The sequence below is a fragment of the Corynebacterium sp. Marseille-P8863 genome (assembly GCF_946902955.1).
Taxonomy (GTDB): domain Bacteria; phylum Actinomycetota; class Actinomycetes; order Mycobacteriales; family Mycobacteriaceae; genus Corynebacterium; species Corynebacterium gottingense.
Genome location: NZ_CAMPQC010000001.1, coordinates 112,357 through 136,498, shown reverse-complemented (window position 1 = coordinate 136,498; position 24,142 = coordinate 112,357). Strand labels below are relative to the sequence as shown.

The following is a 24,142-nucleotide window of genomic DNA, read 5'->3' as shown; positions in this document are numbered from 1 at the left end:
AAACAAGGAGGACACCATGCATCGTCTCACCGCTTGCGTCGCCGCAACCGCGATCGCGCTTTCCGCACTCGCCGCACCCGCCCACGCCGCAACCGTCGCCCAGAAGGACAAGGAAGGCACCTGTGCGGTCAGCCTCACTGCCGGCGAGAAGCAGTTCATCTCCACGCTTTTCGACGAGTCCAAGGCCATCGGTGAGCACGAGCAAGCCCGCGATTTCATCGCCGCAGTTGAGTCGGTCTACCCCGGCGTCATCGCGGAAAACGAGAAGACGCTCAAGGGCGAGGAGGCAGACCTGACCAAGGTGCTGCCCGCCCAGCTCGCCGGGCAGTACGCGAGCGCGCAGAAGACGCTGAAGGAGACCCACCCGACGACAGAGCGCACGCTCGAGGACATCAACACGGACTCCTGGCACGTCGGCTCCGACACGAAGCCCGTCGAGCTGCCATTCGCAGTCGCAAAGAGCGACGCCGCACTGTACGACGCCTGGTCCACCACGCCTGCCGGGAAGGTCGCTGTGAAGCAGGTGCAGCTTAGCGACGCCGACGTGGCCGCTGCCGCAGCCTGCGCCAAGGGCCCCCAGGCGAATGTGGATTACCCCACCGCGAAGCCAGATCTGAACGTTCCAGCCATCATCGGTGGGGTCGTCGCAGCGCTGTTGGCGCTGCTCGGGCTGCTTGCCCTGCCACAGCTCGGACTGAAGCTGCCGAAGCTGCCGATGGTGGGCAAGTAAGTAGCGCTTAGAGCTTGGCGATCGGGCCGAGCGCCTTATCTACCTGCTGCGGCAGCAGCAGGGCGATCAGGGACAGCAGGCCCGCCAGGCCCGCGATGGTCAGCACGGCGATCAGCCACGGAGACTCTGCAGAGGAGCCAGTGGTGGTACCCGGCTGCTCGTCGACCTGCTTCATCTTGTTCTCGAAGGTGAGGTCGTGGTTGATCGGGTCGATGCCGAGCGCGTTAAGGCTGGCGAAGAAGAGGTCAGTCTGGTCGATCTGGCCGGTCAGGTTGGCCGCACCCGGGCCGGAAGCTGCGACGCGCAGCTGGGCACCGGTGTGCTGCTGGCCGCCGAGGGCGTCCTCGTCCTCGTTGGTCTTAGAGGTGGCGAAGTTGACCGCCATGGTGGAGCCTTCGACCGTGGTCAGCTGGGTCACGCGGCCAGCGGTGTTGCTGTCCTCGTAGGTGATCTGCGCGGTGTGCGCGTGGTCCGCAGTAGCGACGATGAGGGTTTCCTCACCGGTCTTGTCCGCCCACTGCTGCACGGCCTGGACGGCCTCGTCGAGCTGGCCGACCTCGCCGATCAGGCCGCAGGCGTCTGCGTCGTGGTCGGCCTTATCCGGGGAGGCGGACTCCACCTGGAGAAGGAAGCCCTTGTCGTTTTGCAGCAGCTCAAGCGCCTTGGTGGTCATGTCCGCCAGACGCGGGGTCTCCGCGGTGAACTCCGGGTTAGCTACACACGTCGCCGGATCCATGTCGCCGCCGTCGATGGTGGGGATGGACTGGTTCAGCGTACGCGGCATGTTGCCCTCGGAGAACAGGCCCAGCACCGGCTTTTCTGCGTCCGCCTTGTCAACGGCGTTGAGCTCGGAAAGATTGGTCGCGACCTGGTAGCCGTTGTCCTTCGCGTTCTCCAGCACCGTCTTGCCTGCGGTCCAGGTATTGCCGTTCTCGCCCCACTGACCGCCCTGAACGACCTCGGTGTTGAAGTACTTCATGCCGCCGCCGAGGGTGACGTCGGCGCGCAGGTCGACGATCTGCTCCGAGATGGAGCCGAGGCCGCCGTTCTCGCGTAGCTGCTCGCCCTGCGCCGCCTTCTTATCGCCGGAAGGCGCGTAGTAGGAGCGGTCAAGCGCGTGTGCGGCAAAGGCCGCCGGGGTGGCGTCCTGGATCTCCGCAGTGGAGACGTTACCGATCTTCATGCCCTTCGCCTTGGCCAGCTCGCCGAGGGTGGCAACCGGCTTGCCCTTGCTATCGACGCCAATCGCGCCGTTGTAGGCCTTCACGCCAGAGTTCCAGGCGGTGCCGGTCGCGGCGGAATCCGGGACGTAGTTCGGCAGGCCGGTCTCCTTGTCCAGGGAGAAGGTGGTCAGGTAGCCGGTGTAGTCCAGGTTGTCCAGGCCGTCGAAGCGGCCCGCGGAGCCCTTCAGGTAGTTGCGGGCAGCGGTGATTTCGGAGTCGCCCGTGCCGTCGCCAATCAGCAGCACGACGTTCTTCGCCTTCGCGTTATCAATGCCCTGGCCGGCGGTGCCGAACTGGGCGCAGTCGCCGACCTTCGGAGCGGCACCTTCAGAGACGAGGTAGCACAGTTGGTCGCCCGGCTTCGCCTTGGAGCGGGTAGCCAGCGACATGACCTTGTTGCCCTTGTTGATCTCCCACGGATCCTGACCGCCCTCGGTGCCGCCGTTGAGGCCGAGCGCGTTCGCCATGACGTAGAAAGCGTCAGTCTGGTCGAGCTGACCGTTGACGTTCTCGGAGCCCGGGCCGAAGCCAGCGATGCGCACCTGGGTGCCGGTGTGCATCATCGACTTGGTTTCCAGCTCGCCACTTTCATTGATGGACCACGGCTGGGTGCCGAAGCCGACGGACATCACCGCGCCGCCGTCCTTCTGCGACTTCAGACGGGTCACTGCGGATACCGACGGACGGCCGTCCGGCACGATCTCTGCGGTGTGTGCGTGGTCAGCCGTGACCACGATGAGGGTGTCCTTGTCCTTCTTAGCAAAGTCGAGGGCTTCCTTGATGACCTCGTCGATCTGCTCGGTCTCACCGATCATGCCGCAGGCGTCAGCGGCGTGGTCCGCCTTGTCGATAGAGGCGGACTCCACCTGGAGGAAGAAGCCCTTGTCGGACGAGGGGTCGTCGAGAAGCTCGATTGCCTTCTTCGTCATCTCCGCCGCGGTCGGCTCGTTGCCGGTGTCCTGCGGGGTGCAGGTCTCCGGCTCCTTGTCGGTGGCGTTGCCCGGGACGGTCTGCTCGTAGCGGCGGGTCATGTTGCCGTCGTTGAACAGGCCGAGGACCGGCGCGTCCTGGTTAGCCACGGTGACCGCGTCGAGGCCAGCCTCGTCATCGACGATGGTGTAGCCCTTAGCCTCTGCGTTCTCGCGCACAGTCTTGCCGGCTTCCCACTCCGCGCCGCCGTCGTGCTTCTCGGTGAGGAATGGGTTACGGTTCTCGCCGCCCGCCTGCACCTCGGTGTCGAAGTACTTGCGGCCGCCACCAAGGGTGAGGTCCGCGCGGGTGTCGATGATCTGCTCGGAGATCGAGCCCAGGCCGCCGTTCTCACGCGCCTCCTTGCCCTGCACGACCTTCTTGTCGCCCGACGGCGCGTAGTAGCCGCGCTGAGAAATGTGCGAGTGCAGCGCGCCCGGGGTGGCGTCCTGGATCTCGGCGGTGGAGACGTTGCCGGTGCGCATGCCGGCGTTCTTCGCCATCTCGATCAGGTTCTCGTGCGGTGTGCCCGCCACGTCGACAGAGAGCGCACCGTTGTAGGTCTTCGTGCCGGTGGACCAGCCGGTGGCAGAAGCCGCCGAGTCGGTCACGTACTGGCGCTTGCCCTCCTGGGAGACGGCGAAGGTGGTGTAAGCACCTGAGGCCGTCAGCTCGTCCAGGCCCTCGAAGCGACCGTTCGCGCCCTTGAGGTAGTTACGCGCTGCGGTGATCTCCTGGTGGCCCATTCCATCGCCCAGGATGAAGATCACGTTGCGGGCCTGGGCGTCGGTGTTGCCCTGCCCGCCCTTGCCAAACTGGGTGCAATCCCCCGGCTGTGGGACGTTCACCAAGTTGCCTTCGGCGTCAAGGGTCACACAGGACTCTTTGCCGTTAAAGTTCTGCTCCGCCGGTGCGGCAGAGGCTGTGGGGAGACTCGCCAGGGCCAGCGCGGAAGCGCTGACCACGGCGGTCAGTGTTCTAAACGGAATACGCATGTGGGGTTCCTTCACATGAAAAGCCAAAAAAAGTGGATGGTTGTTCAACCGCCACACATCATAAATCCAGCAAATTTCCAATTCGGAAAACCCAAATGAACTTTAGGTGACTACAAAAATGCAGTTAAGGGCGCTACCCGAGCACTTTAGGGAAGCTTAAAACACACGTTTAGATTGATGCTTCCTGCGGCGCATGTCAAACACCCCTGCTCACACCCGGGTTTCAGCTTCAACCAGATCTGCAGGTAGTTACGGTTGCGCACCGCTTCCGATACGCCGGGGATTACCGTGCTGGTTCGTTGAGGGACAGCGCGGCGTCGATAAGCATGCCCAGCTCTTCTTGCGCATAGGTGGCGCGCAGCTGGGCATCATTGCCCCCGCGGAGATTGCCGCGCACGAGCGCCACGCCTTGCGACGCCGGCACCATCGAGAACTCGCGCGGGTGCGGGAAGACCTGGCGCACGAAGTGGCCCGTGCGAAGTGCGCAACGGTTCAGCCAGATGTCGTCGGCGTGTGGGGCGCAGTCCTGGAACGCCTTGCCCTGCGCGGCAACTGCATCGACCATCGCCGGCGGGTACGCAACACCGGAGACGCCGGTGGCGAAGTGGCGCGGGTCCGGATCCGTATCCTGCACAGACTTCCACTGCTTGTACGGCGCCAACTTGCCGTCCTGGAGCACGATCTCGTGAGCGCGGTACGCCACCACGTTGTTCGGATCGGCGTCCGAGGCGTTGAGGAGCTTTTTGGCGAACCACTTGGGGTACATCATGTCGTCATCAACGGTGATGACGCGGGTGCCAGTACCGGCAAACCGTTGAAACGTGCCGTAATACTTGGTGTGCGGACCATAGTGGCCGTCCGAACAGCACACCTGCAGGCCGCGCTCCACAAGGGTGTGCAGACCTTTCGGCCACTCACCCTCGTAGTCCTCCTTATCCAGCCACAGATACACCGGCAGGCGTGTCGTGCCGACGAGCAGCGAGGAAATCGCCACCACCGCCGACTTCAGCCGGGGCCCATGGGAGGTCAGCGAAATAACGGTGTCGCCCTCCTGTGGGAACCTAGCCGGAGATTTCCGCGCCACCACCCGCAGCTGAGGCGCGCGCAAAAGTGCACCAGCCCCACCGAGTGCTTGCCGAAGCGCGTAGTCAATCCACATGAGCCAAAACTTTAGCCGACTTGACCAAATCGGGGCATGATGGGAGACATGACTGACACGAGCGGTAATGGAACTGACAACCAGCAGACAGCGAACACTACAGAACGGGCCGACACTGGCAGTTCGGCAACGTTCCACGACTGGTGGCAGGCGGCGCGACCGCACACGTGGCCGAACGCGTTCGCCCCAGTGATCGCCGGCACCGGCCTGGCTGCACACATTGGTGGCATGCACCTTGGCAAGGCGCTGCTCGCACTCGGCGTTGCGTGGGCACTGATTATCGGCGTGAATTTCGCCAACGACTACTCCGACGGTGTGCGCGGCACTGACGACGAACGGACAGGCCCTAGCCGCATCACCGCGTCCGGGCTGGCGCGGCCGCAGGATGTGAAGCTCGCAGCATTCGCTTCCTTCTTCGTCGCTGCCGTTCTTGGCGTGATCCTTGCGGTCATGAGTGCGTGGTGGCTCATCCTGGTCGGTGCGGCTTGCATCGCGGCAGCGTGGTTTTACACCGGCGGGACGAAGCCGTACGGCTATTACGGATTCGGCGAGCTGGCCGTGTTCATCTTCTTCGGGCTGGTCGCTGTGCTAGGTACGCAGTACACACAGTCAGGATGGCTGACTGCCGAGGGGTGGTTGGTGGCCATCGGTGTGGGCGCGATTTCCGCGTCCGTGAACCTGGCAAACAATATCCGCGATATTGACACCGACGCCGCGGCCGGCAAACACACCCTTGCTGTGCGCATCGGCGAGGTGAGGGCTCGTCGCCTGTTTACTGTGCTGACGTTGACGCCATTTGTCGTCTCCCTGCTGCTTGGTAACTCGCTCGCGCTCCTCGGTTTCGCTGCTTTGCCGTTTGCCGTTTCCTCCATTCTGAAAGTGCAGCGCGACCAGGCAAAGGGCAAAGACCTCATCCCTGTGCTGGGTATCAATGGTCGGGCCATGCTGATCTGGTCCGTGCTCACCGCCGTTGCGTTTACTGCCCTCGGGTTCCCAATTTGGGGTGGAGGTGAAGCGGTACCGTACACGGCAGTGCAGTAGTCGCCTGCTGAGTGAGCTGCACTGCATTTGCCAGTTCCATGTCTCGACCTGCCCCGAAACTCCTTGCTGTACAGGGAGACCGGGGCGGTTTTTCATGTCTGCGCTATTGCTTGCTGCACCCTGGTGGCGCTGAATCGGGTGCGGATCCGGCGTTCACGATCGAACGGTTCGCCCAAAGATGGTTGTAAATGGGGCACTCAGTACACGGGTCATCATCAACGCGGGGAGCGCAGTCTGTGCAGTGCTCCGAGCACTCGTATGCGCACGAATCAGTGCTGTCGGTTCGATGAGTGAGCGGATCCGGCTCGCGGACGGGGTGGGCGCGGTTGTAGGCGGTGTAGCGGGAACCGTCAGCAAAACGGTAGTGGATATGCCCGTTGCGTTCCCAGATCTTCGCAGGGCGGAGCTAGTGAGTAGTGAAGTAGTTCATTGCCACCAGTTATACTCACACACTTGTTCGACCGCAAGGTGTATGTCTGTTTTGTTTGCAAATGGGGTAAAACCGCACTCCTGTGACAGCGAGCGAAACGATTTCTACTCTGCGGCCGCAGAGTAGACGGCAGCTACTCCCCGCACGCGGCGTCGAAATCCGCGGGGCTCCACGTGTCTGTCGAGCCGTCGTAGGGGTTCACGGACACAATGGTGCCGGCGGGCTGTTCCAGGATCTGCTGCTTGGCGGCGCTGGCGGGAGTGAAGGATGTCTCCTTGCTGAAGGGCCCCTGCCCGCCCCTGTCGTCCGGCGCCGGGTTAAGCAAGAGGGTGCGATCCTCGGGATAGGAGGCGTCGAGCGGTGCTTCCGCGGCCCACGTGCCAGAGCTCGGTCCATCAAGCGGCACCTGCACGTGGCCGGTCTGTGGTTCGGCGGCGGTGAACTTGGCCAGCACCCGGTTTTCCTCGTCTTCGGCGAGACCGATGCGGTCGGAGGCGACCTCGAGCTCGCTCATCTCCTCGCCGCAGGTGTTCACGTGCGCGATGATGTGGCCCTCCTCGTCGTGGGAAAACCCGGCGGCGCCGATGACGTCCACGTTGACGTAGTTGCCGCAGGCAGTCAGCGCCGCTGCGGAAGCGCACACCACTGCGATGACGGATGCGGTCCTGCTCACGTTGGGCCTTTCGTCGATAGGCTGCAATTGCCCGAACCAACGTAGGCGGCAACTATTACGTAGCGCTGGCCGCCCGCCTGGGAAAGTCCGTCAATTCCGCGCGCGGCCACCCAGGGTGCCGATGCCCGCGCCAACCAGCAGGAGCGCGACGAACGGGAGCGCGGATGCGTTCATGAGGACGAGCGCCTGCAAGGCTCCCGCCAAAACGGGGACGGCGAACCACCACCAGGTCGCGCCGCGGCGGGCCGTGTCGCGCCACGCCAGCACCGCGACGAGCAGCGGGTTGAGCACCAAGAGCGGAACGGCCCAGCCCATCGGCCCGAAGATCGACGAGACGAGGAGCAAGCCTGTCGACGCCACCACGTAAACTACCAACATCCGCCACCGCGGTCCCATCACGATTCCTCCCAGGTGTCATACTTGGTGCCACTACCTCGACCAAGATTACAGAAGGAGGGAACCGCGGATGCTCGACGTCCTGACTGGTTTCGCCATCATCTTCACCGTCATCGCGGTGGGGTTCCTGCTGGCGCACAGAGGCGTGATCGGGCAGGGCGAGGCGCGCCTGCAACTCAACCGCATCGCGTTCTGGGCGTGCACCCCGGCGCTCATCTTCTCCAGCGTGTCCACCTCGGACACGTCCGCGTTTCTGTCGCCGGTCGTGGGGGTGATCGCGGTGGCGTCGGTAGCCACCATGCTCCTGTACTGGCTGCTCAGCGCCCTGCTGTTCCGCCGCAGCTTCGCCGAGACGATGGCGGGCGCGGCCGCGTCAAGCTACTACAACTCGGTCAATATCGGGCTGCCCATCGCCACCTACGTGATCGGCGACGCCACCTACGTCGTGCCCGCGCTCGTGCTGCAAATGGCGGTGCTCTCCCCCGTCATCATCGCCGGCCTCAACGCGGGCGGGGCGAGCCTGCGCTCGATCGGCGGCTCCATCGTCGCGGGCATAACGGCGCCGGTCGTGCTCGCCGCCTTCGCTGGTTTCGCCGTCTCCGCCTCCGGCTGGGAGGTCCCCGAGCCCGTGCTCGCGCCGCTGGAGATCCTCGGCGGCGCGTCCATCCCGCTCATCCTTATGAGCTTCGGCGCCTCGCTGAAAGGGGATTCCGTGCTCACGCATGATCGCTTACCGACGCTCACCGCCACCCTCCTCAAGCTCGTCGGCATGCCCGCCATCGCCCTCGGCGTCGGGTACGCCCTGGGCCTCGACGGCACCGAGCTCTACGCGGCGCTCATCCTCGCGGCGCTGCCCACCGCGCAAAACGTGTACAACTACGCCGCCACCTACCAGGTCGGCCAGACGGTCTCGCGCGACACCGTCTTCCTCACCACGTTCCTCTCGCTGCCCGCCATGCTCGCCATCGCCGCCCTGTTCGGGTAGGCGCTAGCGCTCGCTCAGCTCGCTGGAGATCCACTCCTTGCGCAGCTTGCGCTGCTCGCGCCAGTGCGCCACGGCCTCGGTGGCCTCAATCCGCTGGCGTTTGAACACCAGCATGGACAGCGGGAACGCCACGATCAGGGCGAGGAGCGCGGAGATGATCAGCGGCACTGGGGCGCCGATGAGCATGGCCGCGCCCTGGATCACCACGGTGAGTGCGATGAACAGCACGAGCCTGCACAGCCCGTAGATCGCGGCGGCCTTATTGGCGCGCGAGCGGGCGGCGGGATCAACTTCCGGCGGTTGTTGTTGCATATGCCTAACCCTAGACGGCCACCAAGTATGTTGGAAGTCATGGGAAGGCTACTACTCCTCGTACTCATCGTCCTCGCCGTGTACCTGATGTGGCGCGCCTTCGGGCCCGGCTCGAACAAGCAGGTCGAGCAGGCGCCGGAGCGGCCGCAGATCAAGGGGCCCGACGATGATGAGGAGTTCCTCTGGAACATTGAGAAGAACCGCTTCAAGGAGCGGCGCGCCCGCGAGGAGGCGGAGCGCAAGCGACGCGAAGAGGAAGAGCGCCGCAAGCGCCGCGACGGGGAGGGCAGCTAGCCGGAACTAGCGCTGTTCCAGCACCTCGGGCAGCTTCTCCGCCCAGGCGAGCGAGTGGCGCACGCCGTCCGCCACGGTGTACTCCGCGCGCCAGCCGAGCAACTGCTCGGCCTTCTCGGTGCGGGTGGCGCAGCCGACCACATCGCCGTCGCGCGGCGGGGCGGTGCGCACCTCGAGGGGCTTGCCCGTGGCCTCGCCGACCGCGTTTGCCAGCTCGAAGACGGTGGTGCCCTGGCCGGTGCCCAGGTTGATCACCTCGTAGTCCGCCAGCGCTGACGCCTCGGCCTTCAGCGCGGCGACGTGCGCGCGGGCCAGGTCCCACACGTGGACGTAGTCGCGCAGGCCCGAGCCGTCGCGGGTGGGCCAGTCCACGCCGGTGACGGTGAACGGCTCGTCGGCCTGGTAGGCGGAGATCATCTTGCCTAGCGCGTGGGACGGGGCCGGGTTCTGCAGGCCGGTGCGCAGCTGCGGGTCCGCCCCGATGGGGTTGAAGTAGCGCAGTGAGATGGCGCGGATGAGGCCGGCCGAGGCGGCGTCGGCAAGCACTCGCTCCAGCATCCACTTCGAGGCGGCGTAGGGGCTCGACGGGTCTGCCGTGCTCTGCTCGGTGACCATCAGGTCCTCACCGGGGACGTACATGGCGGCGGTGGAGCTGAGCAGGACGCGCTTCACACCACGCTCGGACAGGGTGCGCACGCAGGTCGTGGCCTTGCCCACGTTGTTCTCGTAGTAGTACAGCGGGCGGGAGACGGACTCCGGCACGACGATTTTCGCGGCGCAGTGGACCACGGCCTCGACGTCCGGGTGATCGTCCAGGATGCGGTGCAGCAGCGCCACGTCGGCGATGTCGCCCTCGTAGTGGTCGAAGCGCTCGGCGAAGGCGCGCAGGCCGGTGGAGTAATCGTCCAGAATCACCGGGGTAATTCCGTTGTCGGCGCAACAGGAAGCGATCGTGGAGCCGATAAAGCCGGCCCCGCCAGTGATAAGAACTTTCATAACCGGTGAGTCTAACGCAGCTAGTTCAGGCCCGCGTACGAGTGCAGACCCGCAATCACCGTGTTCACGTAGGTCATGTTGAAGATGGTCATCGCCAGCGCGAAGACGTTAATCCACGCCGCCTTCGCGTTCTTCCAGCCGGCGGTGGCCCGCGCGTGCAGGTAAGCGGCGTACAGGATCCAGGTGATCATGGACACGGTTTCCTTCGCGTCCCAGTTCCACGGGCGACCCCAGGCCACCTCGGCCCAGATCGCGCCGAAGACGATACCGATGCCGAACAGCGGCAGCGTAATGATCGCCGTCTTGTAGGTGATCTGGTCCAGCGTCTTTGCCGACGGCAACGGGTGCACAATCTTGCCAATGAAGCCGTGCTCCTCGCCCTTCGGCTGCCACATGCGCAGCAGGTACAGCAGCGCGAACACGCCGGAGACGATGCCGACCGAGGCACCGATCGACACCGTGGAAACGTGCACCGGCATCCAGTAGGACTGCAGCGCCGGCACCACCGGGGCGGCTTGCATGTGGAACACCGTGGAGTTGAGGAACATCGCGATGACCATGGGGAACAGCAGCCACGGCCACACCGTGTGCCAGCCCTTCCGCCCGATCACGATCGCGGCGGCCACCATGATCACCGCGGTCATGAACAGGATGTACTCGTACAGGTTGCCCAGCGGGAAGCGCCGCGCCGCGATGCCGCGCGTGACAAACGCGACGATGTGCAGCGCCACGCCGACCCACACCAGGGCCTGCGTCATGCCCGCCCACTTGCGGGCGGCGGCCACCCGCTTCTCGTAGGCGTCGTCGAGCTCGGGCTCCGGGGGCAGTTGCTTTTCGACGACCACCGGCCCCCCAGCCCCAACCGCCACCTTCTCCGCGGCGCGCTCCTGCTGCGCCGCGCGGCGCTCGCGCCGCACGTCCACGACCGCAAGGACGCGGCCGTAGTACACGCACGCCATGAGCAGCGCCACGATGTAGATGATGAACGCGGTGCGGAAGGTCAGATCGGACAACTCCGCCATGGTGGTGTTGACAAGCATGGTGCTCAATCTACTCCATCAGCGGGCCATTATCCAAGGTCATCCAGCTCGTCATCGTCCCCGTCATCATCCGGGTGCTCCCCCAGGATCTCCTCGACGAGCTCGGAAAACTCCGGGCCCCACCCGGCGCGGTCCGTGCGCGCCAGGCCCGCGATCTCCACCGCGGTCCCGCCGCCGGCGACCGGGGCGAGGCGGACCCAGACGCGGCGGCGCTTGATGGTCAGCGAGCCGGCGAGCGCGGCGAGCATGATCACTGTGGTGACCAGTGCCCACACCTGCGTCGGGTCGCGCGAGATCTGGTAGTTGGCGTACTCGGCCGCGCCGTCGAAGCGCACCTTGATCCCGCCGTCCACGGCGATCTCCTCGCCCGGGGTGAGGTTGACGCGCTCCAGCTTCTGCAGCTGGCCTTCCGCGATGAGCATCTGGTCGAGCACGAAGATGTTCTGCGGGCGGCCCGAGTCCAAGCCAGCGTCGCCGCGGTAGATGTCCATGGACAGCGCCGGGTCATCCATCGACGGGAACGACGACTGCAGCGTCTCCCCGTCCTGGCCGCCCCACTGGGCCGTCGGCGCGAAGTTTCCCTCCAGGGCGATCTGGTTCTGGCGGCGGTCCGCCAGGTCCGGGAACATGCCGGCGGGCGGGTCGAAGCGCATCACGCCCGAGGACAGGAACGTCTGCGTGTCCGTCGGGCGGAACTGCATCATCTGGGTGCGAGTCTCGCCGTTGGGCCACGTCACCGTGACCTGCGGGGCGAACCCGTGGCCCTGCAGGTAGACGCGGTCGCCGTGGATGCGCAGCGGGTGGTTGACCGCCAGGGTGGTCTCCTGCCAGCTATCCTTCGGCGCGGTCAGGTCGTCGGTGTAGGACACGTCGGACCAGAAGCCGTTCGCCTGGCCGCTGTTTAAGTATTCAGCGCGGAAGTTGTGTGCATCGATGCAGAAGGGGGTGAGCCCGGTGCCGTCGAAAAGCGGCCCCGCGCGGAACACGTCAAAGTTGGCGGGGGACGTATTGCAGAACTCGGTGGACTGCTCCACCGGCACGGCGTACTGGGACTCGGAGTTGGTCACCACGATGACCTGGCCCTCGTAGAAGACCATGCGGCCGGCGGCGAAGGCGACGATCATGCCGACGATGCCCACGTGGAAGAGCAGGTTCATCAGCTCGCGGGTGTAGCCGCGCTCGGCGGCCAGGGAGAATGTCCCGGCGCGGTCCTCCTCCGGCGAGTAGGCGGCCACGTGCCAGCGCTTGAGCAGGCGGCGGACCTTCGCCTCCACCTCGTCCTGGCCGGCGTCCACCGTGGCTTGCGCGTGCATGGGCATCCGCGAGAGGTAGCGCGGCGCGCGCGTCGGGGTGGCACGGTAGGCGCGCCAGTGGTCCATGGAACGCGGGATGATGCAGCCGACCAGGGAGATCATCAGCAGGGTGACGATGGCGACGAACCAGGAGGAGCTGAAGACGTCGAAAAGCTGCAACCTGTCATAAATCGGACCCATCGTCGGGTTGGCGTCCAGGTAGTCCTGCACGAGCGACTCGCTCACGTTGCGCTGCGGGAGCAGGGCGCCCGGGATGGAGGCGAGCGAGAGGAGGAAGAGCAGGACGAGCGCGGTGCGCATGCTGGTCAGCCAGTGCCACGTCTTGCGCAGCCAGGTCGTTGCCGCCGATACCAGTTGCATCTCAGATCACCGTCGCTCCATATTGCAAGGTCCACTGTCGGATCCAGCCGACGAACACGTTCCACGCGCCGGTGACAAGGAGCACGCCGACGAGGATCATCAGCACGCCGCCGATCACCTTGATGGTGTGGGAGTGGCGGCGCAGGAACTCGACGCTGCGCACCGCCTGCGCGGAGCCCAGCGCCACCACCACAAACGGCAGGCCGAGGCCCAGGCAGTACGCCACTACCAGCAGGACGCCGCGCGCCGCGGTCATCCCCTCGGTGCCGACGGAGACCGACATGATCGCCGCCAGCGTCGGCCCGAGGCAGGGCGTCCACCCCAGCGCGAACACGCCGCCGAGCAGCGGGGCACCGAGCACGTTGGCCCAGCGCCGCGGCTGCAAGCGCCGGTCCTGCTGCAGCGCAGGCACCGCGCCCAGGAACACCACGCCCATCGCGATGGTGATCACGCCGCCGACGCGCATGAGCACCTCGGCGTTGAGGGTGATCAAGCTGATCGCGCCGAACACGGAGACGGTGGCCAGCAGGAACACCACGGTGAAGCCGGCCACGAACAGGCCGGCGGCACCGGCGACGGCCCAGCGGCGCGACTTCACGCGCACGCCGTCCTGGTCCACGGTCATCTCGCCGCCGACCACGCTGGTCAGGTACGACATGTAGCCGGGCACGAGCGGGACCACACACGGGGACGCGAAGGACACCAGGCCAGCCAGCGCGGCGGCCAACATGCCGAGCAGGAGCGGCCCGGTGGCCACAACCTCTGAGAACGCCTCGCCCACGCTAGCTCTGCCCCTCCTGCGCCAGCTTGTCGGTCACCTCAAGCACGTCCTGGGCGGTCACCTCGCGCAGGAACACCGCGGCCGGGCGGTGCTGCTTATCCAGCACGATCGTCGTGGGAATCACGGAGCTGGGCACGCCGCCGAGGAAGGAAGCGGTCTTGAACGGCGGGTCGTATATCGACGGGTAGGTCACGCCGTTGTCGGCGACGAAGTCGCGGGCGATTTCCGGCTGCGGGTCGCGCACGTTGATGCCCAGGACGGTGCCGGTGCCGTCCGCGTCCAGGTGCTCCTGCACCTCCTGCAAGTCATCCACCTCCGCACGGCAGGGCGCGCACCACTGGCCCCAGGCGTTGAGGACGACGATCTTGCCGTCAAAGTCGTGCAGGTCCACCGTAGTGCCCGGCTCGGTGAGCGATTCGCCGCTGAAGTGCTCCACCGGCTTGCGCTCGGATTCCTCGTAGAAGATCTCGGTCTGCCCGCCCGGGGAATGGAACGCAAAGTTGTCTCCCTCACCAGAGCTGGCGCAGCCGGTGAGCAGGAGCAACGCGGCCATCGGCGCTGCGATCGCGCTCAGCGCGGTCCGTCGGGACATGGGCACCTCTCAATTCATCTGTTCAAAAACTCCGGCACGCTGGCCCAGCAGAGCGGGCTAGATGCGTTCGGCCGGAGTGTCGTAGGACCAGTCAACAACAACGTCGCCGTCAAACACAAGTGACGTCACGCTGGCCAGGTCGCACTCGCGGCTCGCGTGCGCGAGGCGTTTGCCCTGCACGTAGCGCTGCACCATGACGATGGGCAGCTGGTGGCTCACCAGCACCGCCTCGTGGCCCTCCGCCTCGGCGCGGGCGCTGTCCACGGCGTCGCACATCCGCGCGCGGATCGCCTCGTAGGACTCGCCCCAGCTCGGTTCCAGAGGGTTCGTCATATGCCGCCACCGGATCGGGTTGACCAGCTGGCTGCGCCAGCCCTTGGTGCGCAGCCCCTCGAAGGTGTTGCCGGCCTCGATGATGTCGGTGCGGGTGTGCACCTCGCAGCCGGTCACCTCCGCGATCGGCTCCGCCGTTTCCTGCGCGCGCTCGAGCGGGCTCGCCGCCAGGTACGTCACGTCGCGCCCCTCGAAGAACTGCGAGGTCACCGCCGCCATCGACCGGCCGCGGGAGCTCAGGTGGTAGCCGGGCATGCGCCCGTAGAGCACCTTCTTCGGGTTGTAGACCTCGCCGTGCCGCACGAGGTGCACAGTCGTGCGCGTCACTCGGGCGCCACCGCCTGCGCCGCAGCCTTCGCCGCGGGCACCAGGGCCTCCTCGATCCGGCCGAAGTCCTCGTCGGTGAGCGCGGTGGAGACGAACCAGGTCTCGAACGGGCTCGGCGGGGCGAACACGCCGTTGTCCAGCAGCGCGTGGAAGAACGGCGCGTAGCGGAAGGTGTCCGCCGCCTTCATGTCAGCAAAGTTGTGGCCCTCGCCCTCGGCGAAGCGGAACGACAGCATCGTCGCGGCGCGCTGCACGTTGTGCGCCACGCCCTCGCGCTTCAGCGCGTCGGACACCAGCTTGGCCAGGGTGCTGGCGTTGCGCTCCAGCACCGGGTAGATGTCCTCCGAGGCCAAGCTTAACGACGCCATGCCCGCCGCCATCGCGACCGGATTGCCCGAAAGGGTACCCGCCTGGTACACCGGCCCAGTCGGCGCGAGACGCTCCATAATCTCCTTGCGCCCACCGAAGGCGGCGGCCGGGAGGCCGCCGGAGATGACCTTGCCAAAGGTGGTCAGGTCGCCCGCCACGTGGTCCACGCCGTACCAGCCGGAGTAAGAGGTGCGGAAGCCCGTCATCACCTCGTCCAGGATCAGCAGCGCGCCGTTGGCGTGCGCGACCTCCTTGAGCTTGGTGTTGAAGTTGTCCTGCGGCGCAACCGTGCCCATATTGCCGGCGGCTGCCTCGGCGATCACGGCGGCGATCTCGCCCTCGTTTTCCGCGAACGCGGCCTTCACGGCCTCGATGTCGTTGTAGGGCACCACGATGGTGTCCGCCGCCTGCGCGCCCGTCACACCCGGCGAGTCCGGCAGGGAGAACGTGGCCAGCCCGGAGCCTGCTGCGGCGAGGAGCGCGTCGACGTGGCCGTGGTAGCAGCCGTCAAACTTGATGATCTTGGGGCGGCCGGTGTAGCCGCGCGCCAAGCGGACCGCGGACATCGTCGCCTCGGTGCCGGAGTTGACCATGCGCACCTCCTCCACCGAGGTACGGCCCACGATCATCTCCGCGATCTGTACCTCCGCCTCGGTGGGCGCGCCGAAGCTCAGGCCGTCACGCATCGCCTTCTGCACTGCCTCGAGGATCTCCGGGTGTGCGTTGCCGTGGATCATCGGACCCCAGGAATTGATGAGGTCGACGTAGGCGTTCCCGTCGACGTCGATAAGCGTGCTCCCGTGCGCGCTCTCGATGAAGCGCGTCTGGCCGCCGACCGAGCCGAAGGCGCGCACCGGCGAGTTCACGCCGCCGGGCGTGGCCTGCTGCGCGCGCTGCCACAGCTCGGCGGAGCGGGACGTGTGTGCGGACGTTGGGTACTTGGCCGAAGTTGTCATAGTTGCCCATCCTAGGCGATGGGGGCGAACGCCTACTTACCCTTCCGGCGCATCGCCCCGACGAAGATGACCACGAGCAGGCCGATCGCGATCCAATTGGCCACGCGCGCGTACTGCTCCAGCACGTACACCACGGGCTCGCCGATCCACCAGCCGAGCGCGACGTAGCCCAGCGACCAGAGCGTCTTGGACACGAAGTCCAGGAGCATGAACTTCCACAGCGGCATCTCAGTCATGCCCATGAGCACGAAGACCACGAACGCGATCGGCAGCGGGATGGGCACGTACGCCAGGAAAATGCCCAGCCAGCCCAGCTTCATCCCCCACCGCTCCACGCGCGCGATGTTCTTCGCCGCGCGCTTGGAGTTCTGCGCCTGCACGTCCAGGATGCCGCGCCCCCACAGCTTGCCGGCCCACCAGTACACCCAGTCGAACTTGATCGCCACGATCGAGCCGATGAGCAGGTACAGCAGCCAGTGCTGCGCCTCACCCACCGAGGCCAGGGCGCCTGTCGACGCCGCGCCAATCCTCGATCCCGTCAACGCCAGCATGATCGGCGGGTCCAGGCCCAGCAGCCAGGCGCGGAACGGAATGAGCGCGAGGCCGAAAATACCGATGAAGCCGAACCAGCCCAGGCACCAGTAGTCCGCCTTGGTGGGCTTTTCGTTCCAGGGCATGCCTGGCTGATCCCACCACTCCGGTTCCGATTCCGGGGTGTGCTGTTGGACTTTGCCCTCGCCGTCCGCGTCCTCGCTCGACATAGACGTAAAGTCTACCGAGTTAGAACATATTCAGCAGCGCAGGGTTCGACGCCACCGCAATTCCCACAACCGCCAGCAGGCCGAGCACCACGGCGGCGATGATGCCGCCCGTCGACGAGCCATCCTTCTGCTCACCGGCCGCCGGCGCGCACTCCCCCTTCACGGGCTCGTACTCGGCCGTGGCCTCCGCGGCGTTCGCGCGGGCCTCCTTGACGGCCACCTGTGCAGCCTCGGCGGCCTGCGTCGCCTCGCCCAGCGAGCGCTTCGCAGCCGCCAGGGCCTCGTCGGCCGCGGCCTGGCGCGCCGACTGCTCCTGCTTCGCTGCCTCGAGTTCCTGCGCGCGCTTCGCCACGGCCTGTTCGGCGGCACGCAGCGCCCGCGCCGCCGTAAGCGTGTCCTCCACTTGGGCCACGGCAGCCTCGCGCTGCTCGAGTGCTTCCTGCTTCTGCGCATCGCCCTCGTTCACGGCGCTGACGAGCTCGTCGTAGTAGGTGTTGAAGCGCTCGGTGTACTCCTCTACCGAATACGTCGGCCCCTCCACTGTGAGGTGAGCGAACGTCTGCGCGTGCGCGACGCGCCACGTAAAGCCGTGGTAGAGGAACTCCTCCGTGTTCACCGCGAAACCGGTCGCGCGCATCTGTGGGTTCACCAAGGCCATGTAGTGGCCGGCGCCCGCGGCGAAGGGGTCGCGCCCCTGCTCCTTCGCCTCGAAGTACTTAGGGCGCTCCTCGTGGAACCACCCGTCGAACGGGTTCTCCGCGTTCCACGACAAGTTATCCCACCCGTTGTGAGAGTGGCCGCGCGGCAGCTGCTGTGACCAGTTGATGTTCACCTGCGCCTGCGCCATCAACGCATCCGTGACGGGCAGCGCGTCACGGCCCTCGCTTTCGCGGAGCTCGTTCGCCTCCGGCAGCCACTCGATTGCCGCCTTCATGTTGTCCAGGTGCGTCGCGTCACCTTTGGCGCCGATGCGCGTGTCGTCCGCGATGCGGTACCCGGTCTGCCCGGTCACCTCATCGACCTTGTCAAAGCGGTAGTCCGTGTGCAGCTCCGCGACGGCGTCGTCGGCCCCCATCGCTTCGAAGAATCCGAGCGAGCCCCGGTCGAACTGGGCCCGCGCCTCGGCCTTGCTCGCCTCCAGCGCAGCGCGGGCCTCCTCGGCGCGCGCCTTTGCCTGCGTGAGTGCCGCCTCGGCGGAGTCGACCGTCACGCCTCCCGGCACCGCGGTCTGCGCGGCGTCGCGGTCCTGGGTCGCGCTGTCGAGGGCACGCTGCGCATCCTTGACCAGGTTCGCGCTCGCCGTGCGCTCCTGCTCCGCAGCGTCGACATCGCGCTGCGCCGCGTCCAGCGCCTGCTGCGCCTCGTGGTCGCGCGCTTCGGCGGAGCGCAGCGCGTCGGTCGCGTCGTGTACAGCGGTGCGCAGCGCGACACAGCGCTCCTGCGACACCGACGCCGCGTCCTCAGCCAGCGCCGGAGGCGCAACAACCAACGCCGCCGAACAGCTCGCGGCCAGCACAAGTCCAAGAGTTTTCTGCATACCCAGCAGGTTAGCAGTCTTTCCCCAGACCCCGCGCAGTTTCGCGCGCATTCGCGATCACGGCGGGCACGCCCACGCCGCCGACCCACGCGCCGATGACGGCAATGCCGGAGCCGGACTCGCTCAGCTGCGCCAGCGCCTTGTCCACGGTGGCGAGGTGGTGCTCATCAAAGCGCGGCAGCCCGCCGAACCAGCGCTGGACAAAGATCTCCTCCAGGCCGGCCTCGCGGCCGTCGAAGCCGGTGACAGTCTGCAGGTCATCGAGCGCCCAGTCCACCAGGTCATCCTCGGAGGCGCGGATCGCCACGTCGTCGCCGAAGCGACCGAAGCTGGCGCGCACGAGCGCCCCGCCGCGCTCGGCCAGGTGCGGCCATTTGCGCGAGGAGAGCGTGAACGCCTTCGCGTGCACATCCTCCGCGCCCGCGGCAACCAGGACGCCCGAATTTTGGGGCAGGCCGTCGTCGCTAGCAAAGCGCATGCCCACCACCGCCGAGTTGGCCAGCTTGATCGGCGCGAGCGTGGCCGCCACCTCCGGCTCGACCTGCTTCAGCAGCATCGCGGCCGTCGGCGCGGGCACGGCGAGCACCACGCGGTCGTACACCGCGTCCTCCCCGCCCTTGAGGCGATAGCCCTCGCCCTCGCGCGTGATCGCGGAGATGAACGCGTCGATGTAGATCTTCGCGCCGGACTGCTCCGCCAGCGCCTCGTACGCCTCCTGGTAGCCCTCGCGGAACGCGCTGAAGACGGGGCCCTGGCCGGTCGGCAGCTCCTTGCGCGCCTGCTCCAGGTTGCGCACGGCCTCCGACAGGTGCACCGGGCCCGCCTCGGCCAGGCGGTCCAGTTCCTCGGCCAGCTGCGGGATGGTCGCGCGCACGCCCAGGTCGTCGGCGCTGCACGAGTACACCCCGCCGAGCAGCGACGTCACGATGTGGTCCACCACCTCGTCGCCGTAGCGCTCGCGCACCAGCGCGCCCACGCTCACGTCGCCGCCGATCTCCCACTCGAAGCCGGGGGCGTCGCCTTCGGCGTCGATACGCGCGGCGGTCTCCTCGCTCACAAGGTGGGCAACGCTTGCCGACGCCGCCGGGATCCCCATCACACCGCCCCGCGGAAGCGGGCGCGCCTCGCCGTCCACGTACACCAGCGAACCGAGGCCGGACGGCACGACGAGCGAGTCCCCCACCCCCAGCTCGGTGAAGAACTCGACCGCGTCGACCCGGCGCGACAGGAACGCCTCGGCGCCCATGTCGGTGGGGCCGCCCTCAAACGCGACGGTGTAGAGCTTGCCGCCGATGCGGTCGGTGGCCTCGTAGACGTCCACCTCGTGCCCGCTGCCGCGCAGTTCGTAGGCGCAGGTCAGGCCGGCGAGTCCGGCGCCGATGATGGCGATGTGCATTTAAGCCTCCGTGCTGTGAGTGTCGTGAATAAGCCGTACGGCGTTGGTGATGGCGTCCGGGTCCGTGGTGGGCAGGACGCCGTGGCCGAGGTTGAAGATGTGGCCGGTGGCGTGGCCGTCGATAAGCGCCTGCTCCGCCTCGCCCTTAATGCGGGCGACCTCGCGGGCGACGACCTCCTCGCCGGCGAAGAGCATCGCCGGGTCCAAATTGCCCTGCAGGACGCGGGGGGAGGCGAAGCGCGTGGCGGCGCGGTCGAGGGGGACGCGCCAATCCACGCCCATGACCTCGCTGCCGGCCTCGCTCATCGCGCCGAGGAGCTCGCCGGTGGACACGCCGAAGTGGATGCGCGGGATCTCCCCCGCGACTGATTCCAGGATCTCCGTGGAGTACGGCAGGACGAACTCACGGTAGTCGCGCTCCGTGAGGAAGCCGGCCCACGAGTCGAACAGCTGCATGGCGTCGATCCCCGCCTCGACCTGGGTGCGCAGGAACGTGATGATGGTGGGCACCAGGCGGCGCATGAGCGCGTGCCACGTCTCCGGCTCGGCGTGCATCATCGCCTTCGTGGTCTCGTGGTTCTTGCTCGGTCCGCCCTCGATGAGGTAGCTGGCCAGGGTGAACGGTGCGCCGACGAAGCCGATGAGCGCCTGGGTATCGGTGAGCTCGTCCAGGATGATGCGGATGCCCTCGGCGACCTCGTCCACCGTGTGGTCCAGGATCGGCAGGTGCTGCACGTCCGCCAGCGAGCGCACCGGCGCGTCCATCACCGGGCCGCGGCCCGGGACGATCTCCACGCCCACGCCCGCCGCCTTGAGCGGGACGACAATGTCGGAAAAGAGGATCGCCGCGTCCACGTCGTGGCGGCGCACCGGCTGCAGCGTGATCTCAGCGAGCAGCTCCGGCATGAAGCAGGAGTCCAGCATCGGGATACCCTCGCGCACCTTCCGGTACTCGGGCAGTGAACGGCCCGCCTGGCGCATGAACCACACCGGGGTGCGCGACGGGGTGCGGCCATTGGCGGCCTCGATGAGCGGGGCGGAGGAAAGGTCGCGTCTGGTCATGGTTTCCCAGCCTACGCGGTAGAAATCAGGCCGGGAAATGGCGCACGCGCACCGAGCGCAACTCGATGACCAGGGAGCTGCCCAGCATGAGCAGCGTGGCCCCGACCGGGGGCAGCACACCGGCGATGGCCAGCAGGATCGCGGCCGCGTTATAGGTCCAGGCGATCACCATGTTCGAGTCGATGGTGCGGCACACCCGGCGCGCGAGCTCCACCAGCTGTGGCACCGCCGTGACGTCCCGACGCAGGAGGAGCACGTTGCACTTCTCCTCCACCTTGCCCGTGTTCGCGCCCAGCAGGGCGTCGTCGGCGTACAGGATGCTCACGTCCGCGACGCGCAGGGTGCGCACCGCGCTGTGGTCGCCCACCATGGCGACGGTCGCGCCCTTGGTGTGCAGCGCGCGCACCGCGTGCGGCTTGTCTGGGGCGGTGATGCCCGCGAGCACGCGGGACATGCCGAGGAAGTCGGCGAAGCGGCGCGCCACCGGGTACGTATCGCGCGTGAGCATGATGGTCTCCACGCCGATGGATTCCAGCCGGTCAATCGCGCTGGTGGCGTCTGCCTTCGGCGGGTCGTACAGGGTGATGACGCCGCGGTCGCGGCCCTTCCAGCGCACGACGACGGGGGTGCCGCCGGCCGTGGCGGCCAGGGAGAGCCGGCCTTGCAGCTGCGACAGGTTCGTGGGCCGCCACAGGATGGCGTCCAGGTTTTCTGTCCGCTGGTCCTCGTAGGTCAGCGTGACGCGGCCGCGCACCGAGCCGTCCGGGGTAGTGTCCTCGTTGGCCAGCTCGAACCAGGTCGGCCCGCCCGCGTCCTTGTCGCGCTTGTCGCGGGCCTCGCGCGCCGCCTTCACAATCGCACGCGACGCCGGGTGATCCGACTCCACCGACAGCGCGCCCGCGATCCCCAGCACCAAAGCCGGGTCCTCGCCGATCTCCGCGGTGACCGTCTCCACCTTCATCTTCGGCTCCACCAGGGTGCCCACCCGGTTGAACACGGCCACGTCGGTGGCCTCCAGGGTGCGGAAGGTGGAGCCGTCGCGGACCAGGATGCCGTTGCGCGCTGCTGACTCGATGCCCAGGCGGATGGCCAGCGCGGTCGAGATCGCCAGCGCCACCGGCGCGACCACCGCCAGGATCGCCAGCGCCGTGGAAAACGCCGCGTTGAGGTTCCCCGTGAACAGCAGCCACAGGCCGAAGTCCAGCACCGCCAGCACGTACGCCACCGGGATGAGCATGCCCGCGGCGCGGGTGGACACCATCGTCGTCGCGTTCTGGTGCTCCGAGGCGCGCTCCAGCCAGCGGTTGACCGAGGCCAGCCGGGTCGCGTGGCCGACCCGGGAGACGCGGATCTTCACCTTCCCCTTGCGCAGCACCGACCCCGCGTAGACGTGGCTGCCCACTTTGAGGGTGGGGGACTCGTGGGCGTCGATAAGCTCCTGCTCGAGCGTGCCGCAACCGCCGACCACCTCGCCGTCGGCGGGGATGATCGCGCCCGGGAGGATGACAATGTCGTCGCCCCGGTTGATCTCGGCGGCGGGCAGCGGTTCCTCGATGACCTTGCCCGTGCGCGAGCGGCGGCGGACCATGTAGGTCGACTCCGCGTCGGGGACACGGCCGGAGAGGTCCTCCTGCAGGTGCGGGCGCACGCGCATGCTGAAGAAGCGGCCGACGAGGAGGAGCGAGGTGATGGTGCAGGCGACCTCGAAAAACAGGCCGGGCTCCTCCACCATGGTGAGCGGGACCCAGCTGCCGTAGTTGCGCCAGTTGAGCTCCCCCGCCGGCGTGAACAGCAGCACGGCGGCGGACCAGAAGTAGGCGGCGAGGATGGCGATGGAACTTGCTCCGTCCAGCGCCGAGATGCCGCGGCGCACGCCGCCCGCCATCGCGCGGTGGAAGGGGAACGCGCACCACAGTGCGACCGGGGTGGTCAGCGCGAAGCACGCCCACTGCCAGCCGTCAAACTGCAGGTCGGAGACGTACGTGAGGAGCAGCACCGGGAGCGTCAGCACGATTGCTAACCACATCCGCACCGGCGTGACTAGGTCGCGGGCGGTGAACAGGACGTCCTCGTTCTCCCGGGCGCGCGCGGCGCGCGACGCCGAGTCCACGAACCCCTGCGCGCGGGCGCGGCGCAGGCTGACCAGCTCGTCGTGGCGCAACTTTCGACGCCTCCCGCTCAGCCCCCGCACGCCCCGCCGCGGCACCGGACGCGCGGCCGCCGCCCGGCCGAGCACCCTGCGGCGCAGCGTGGAATCCGTAAGCCGGGCGCTCACACCGAAGCGCGCGAACACGGCCTCGAGGTCCGCGATCGGCGTGGTGCTCGGCGCGGTGATCCACGCCGTCTTGGAGGAGTACACCAGGCGCGCGGCGACGCCGTCCAGCTCCTCCAGCGCCGCCTCGATGTCTTTGAGCTGTGGTCCGTCCTCGAGCCCGTCGAGCTCGAAGGCGAAAGAGGTGTTCGGGTACTGCGGGTTGCCATCCGCCCCGATCCGGGGCGAGTCCAGGTCCACGCCGCATTCCTTCGCCGCCTCGCGGGCGGCCACAATGGTCTGCTCGAGCGCAGCCGTCTGTTGCTGAGTCTGCTCTGACATGCTGAATCCCTCGCGCTAGTCCACGCCCCGCCAGGGGGAGCCGCTGCGCTCGTCCACAAACGCGTTCGCCGCGGGGCGGAACGCGAAGAACAGCGCCGCAACCAGCACGATCACTACCGCGAACACGCCCCAGCCCGCCACGTTGAGGAAGAACCCGGCCAGGTTGAGGAAGATCGCCACGGCGGCGGCGATGGCAAACACGCGCCGCGCTGTCTTGGAGCCGCGCGCAAAGTAGGAGGCGCACCCCGCGATCACCAGGGCGAGGACGATGTTGCACCAGGCGACGATGCGCATGTTGCGCGCAAACGCGTCCGCGAACTCGGCGTCCGCGTCCTTCGGCGCGCCGCTGGCCAGCATGAGCATGCCGAACAACAGCAGCAGCACGGCGCCGGCCAGCGCTGCGTAGTACCCGGCGCGCAACTGGCCGGGCCAGGCCTCGCCGACCTTGCCGGTGTAGCGGCGGTTGGGGTCGTTCGGGTCTGCAACGAAGGTGGGAAACATTCCGGCCATCGGTTGCTC

General features: G+C 67.2%; 22 protein-coding genes. 4 read left to right on the top strand and 18 right to left on the bottom strand.

The genetic code is table 11. From position 1 onward, the window contains the following. The first annotated feature begins 16 nt into the window (after positions 1–16). Positions 17–730 (top strand): hypothetical protein, encoded by a 714-nt coding sequence (locus OVO38_RS00670; RefSeq protein ID WP_095553335.1) that lies wholly within the window; start codon positions 17–19, stop codon positions 728–730. Between the two features lie 7 nt (positions 731–737). Here the strand turns inward: OVO38_RS00670 and OVO38_RS00665 are convergent, their stop codons facing one another. Continuing rightward, entirely contained in the window at positions 738–3,917 is a 3,180-nt protein-coding gene (locus OVO38_RS00665) for an alkaline phosphatase (RefSeq protein ID WP_095547034.1), read from the bottom strand. A gap of 283 nt (positions 3,918–4,200) precedes the next feature. Next, a complete protein-coding gene (locus tag OVO38_RS00660; protein WP_095535246.1) occupies positions 4,201–5,076 on the bottom strand; it encodes a glycosyltransferase in 876 nt (291 codons plus the stop codon). Between the two features lie 48 nt (positions 5,077–5,124). Between OVO38_RS00660 and OVO38_RS00655 the strand changes: the two genes are divergently transcribed. Then, positions 5,125–6,117, top strand: coding sequence for a 1,4-dihydroxy-2-naphthoate polyprenyltransferase (locus OVO38_RS00655; RefSeq protein ID WP_095535337.1), 993 nt, complete (start codon positions 5,125–5,127; stop codon positions 6,115–6,117). Between the two features lie 563 nt (positions 6,118–6,680). Here the strand turns inward: OVO38_RS00655 and OVO38_RS00650 are convergent. Together OVO38_RS00650 and OVO38_RS00645 are read right to left on the bottom strand one after the other, a co-directional pair. Further along, positions 6,681–7,220: a hypothetical protein gene (locus tag OVO38_RS00650; protein ID WP_267207503.1), complete on the bottom strand. Its 540-nt coding sequence runs from the start codon at positions 7,218–7,220 to the stop codon at positions 6,681–6,683. A 90-nt stretch (positions 7,221–7,310) separates the two neighbouring features. Then, on the bottom strand, positions 7,311–7,598 hold the full coding sequence (locus OVO38_RS00645) for a hypothetical protein (protein ID WP_095535244.1): 288 nt from the start codon (positions 7,596–7,598) through the stop codon (positions 7,311–7,313). A gap of 88 nt (positions 7,599–7,686) precedes the next feature. Between OVO38_RS00645 and OVO38_RS00640 the strand changes: the two genes are divergently transcribed. Continuing rightward, positions 7,687–8,601, top strand: coding sequence for an AEC family transporter (locus OVO38_RS00640; protein WP_095547682.1), 915 nt, complete (start codon positions 7,687–7,689; stop codon positions 8,599–8,601). 3 nt (positions 8,602–8,604) lie between these two features. On the opposite strand, the gene OVO38_RS00635 is transcribed toward OVO38_RS00640, so the two are convergent. Further along, entirely contained in the window at positions 8,605–8,913 is a 309-nt protein-coding gene (locus tag OVO38_RS00635; protein WP_095535242.1) for a DUF4229 domain-containing protein, read from the bottom strand. A gap of 39 nt (positions 8,914–8,952) precedes the next feature. Between OVO38_RS00635 and OVO38_RS00630 the strand changes: the two genes are divergently transcribed. Further along, positions 8,953–9,207, top strand: coding sequence for a hypothetical protein (locus OVO38_RS00630; protein WP_095535241.1), 255 nt, complete (start codon positions 8,953–8,955; stop codon positions 9,205–9,207). A gap of 6 nt (positions 9,208–9,213) precedes the next feature. Here the strand turns inward: OVO38_RS00630 and galE are convergent, their stop codons facing one another. From galE to OVO38_RS00565, 13 genes are read right to left on the bottom strand one after another with little or no spacing between them, the layout of a single operon-like run. After that, positions 9,214–10,203, bottom strand: a complete 990-nt coding sequence (galE, locus tag OVO38_RS00625) for a UDP-glucose 4-epimerase GalE (protein WP_267207502.1) — start codon at positions 10,201–10,203, stop codon at positions 9,214–9,216. 20 nt (positions 10,204–10,223) lie between these two features. Beyond that, a complete protein-coding gene (gene ccsB / locus OVO38_RS00620; RefSeq protein ID WP_267207501.1) occupies positions 10,224–11,243 on the bottom strand; it encodes a c-type cytochrome biogenesis protein CcsB in 1,020 nt (339 codons plus the stop codon). Between the two features lie 29 nt (positions 11,244–11,272). Continuing rightward, a complete protein-coding gene (locus OVO38_RS00615) occupies positions 11,273–12,916 on the bottom strand; it encodes a cytochrome c biogenesis protein ResB (protein ID WP_267207500.1) in 1,644 nt (547 codons plus the stop codon). 1 nt (position 12,917) lies between these two features. Continuing rightward, positions 12,918–13,646, bottom strand: a complete 729-nt coding sequence (locus OVO38_RS00610) for a cytochrome c biogenesis CcdA family protein (RefSeq protein ID WP_095275326.1) — start codon at positions 13,644–13,646, stop codon at positions 12,918–12,920. Positions 13,647–13,698: 52 nt separating this feature from the next. After that, positions 13,699–14,289: a TlpA disulfide reductase family protein gene (locus tag OVO38_RS00605; protein WP_267207499.1), complete on the bottom strand. Its 591-nt coding sequence runs from the start codon at positions 14,287–14,289 to the stop codon at positions 13,699–13,701. A 57-nt stretch (positions 14,290–14,346) separates the two neighbouring features. Then, positions 14,347–14,949: a histidine phosphatase family protein gene (locus OVO38_RS00600; RefSeq protein WP_095547042.1), complete on the bottom strand. Its 603-nt coding sequence runs from the start codon at positions 14,947–14,949 to the stop codon at positions 14,347–14,349. Next, positions 14,946–16,274 (bottom strand): glutamate-1-semialdehyde 2,1-aminomutase, encoded by a 1,329-nt coding sequence (gene hemL / locus OVO38_RS00595; RefSeq protein WP_267207498.1) that lies wholly within the window; start codon positions 16,272–16,274, stop codon positions 14,946–14,948. Before hemL ends, OVO38_RS00600 begins: the two co-directional genes overlap by 4 nt. Before the next feature lie 32 nt (positions 16,275–16,306). Next, positions 16,307–17,035, bottom strand: a complete 729-nt coding sequence (locus tag OVO38_RS00590; RefSeq protein ID WP_095535235.1) for a DedA family protein — start codon at positions 17,033–17,035, stop codon at positions 16,307–16,309. Between the two features lie 19 nt (positions 17,036–17,054). After that, positions 17,055–18,572 (bottom strand): hypothetical protein, encoded by a 1,518-nt coding sequence (locus OVO38_RS00585; RefSeq protein WP_267207497.1) that lies wholly within the window; start codon positions 18,570–18,572, stop codon positions 17,055–17,057. Between the two features lie 10 nt (positions 18,573–18,582). Beyond that, on the bottom strand, positions 18,583–19,968 hold the full coding sequence (locus OVO38_RS00580; RefSeq protein ID WP_267207496.1) for a protoporphyrinogen oxidase: 1,386 nt from the start codon (positions 19,966–19,968) through the stop codon (positions 18,583–18,585). After that, on the bottom strand, positions 19,969–21,030 hold the full coding sequence (gene hemE, locus OVO38_RS00575; protein ID WP_095547047.1) for a uroporphyrinogen decarboxylase: 1,062 nt from the start codon (positions 21,028–21,030) through the stop codon (positions 19,969–19,971). It abuts the gene before it with no gap. A 25-nt stretch (positions 21,031–21,055) separates the two neighbouring features. Then, positions 21,056–23,623 (bottom strand): heavy metal translocating P-type ATPase, encoded by a 2,568-nt coding sequence (locus OVO38_RS00570; protein ID WP_144717782.1) that lies wholly within the window; start codon positions 23,621–23,623, stop codon positions 21,056–21,058. Positions 23,624–23,638: 15 nt separating this feature from the next. After that, entirely contained in the window at positions 23,639–24,133 is a 495-nt protein-coding gene (locus tag OVO38_RS00565) for a hypothetical protein (protein WP_095547692.1), read from the bottom strand. Between the last annotated feature and the right edge of the window lie 9 nt (positions 24,134–24,142).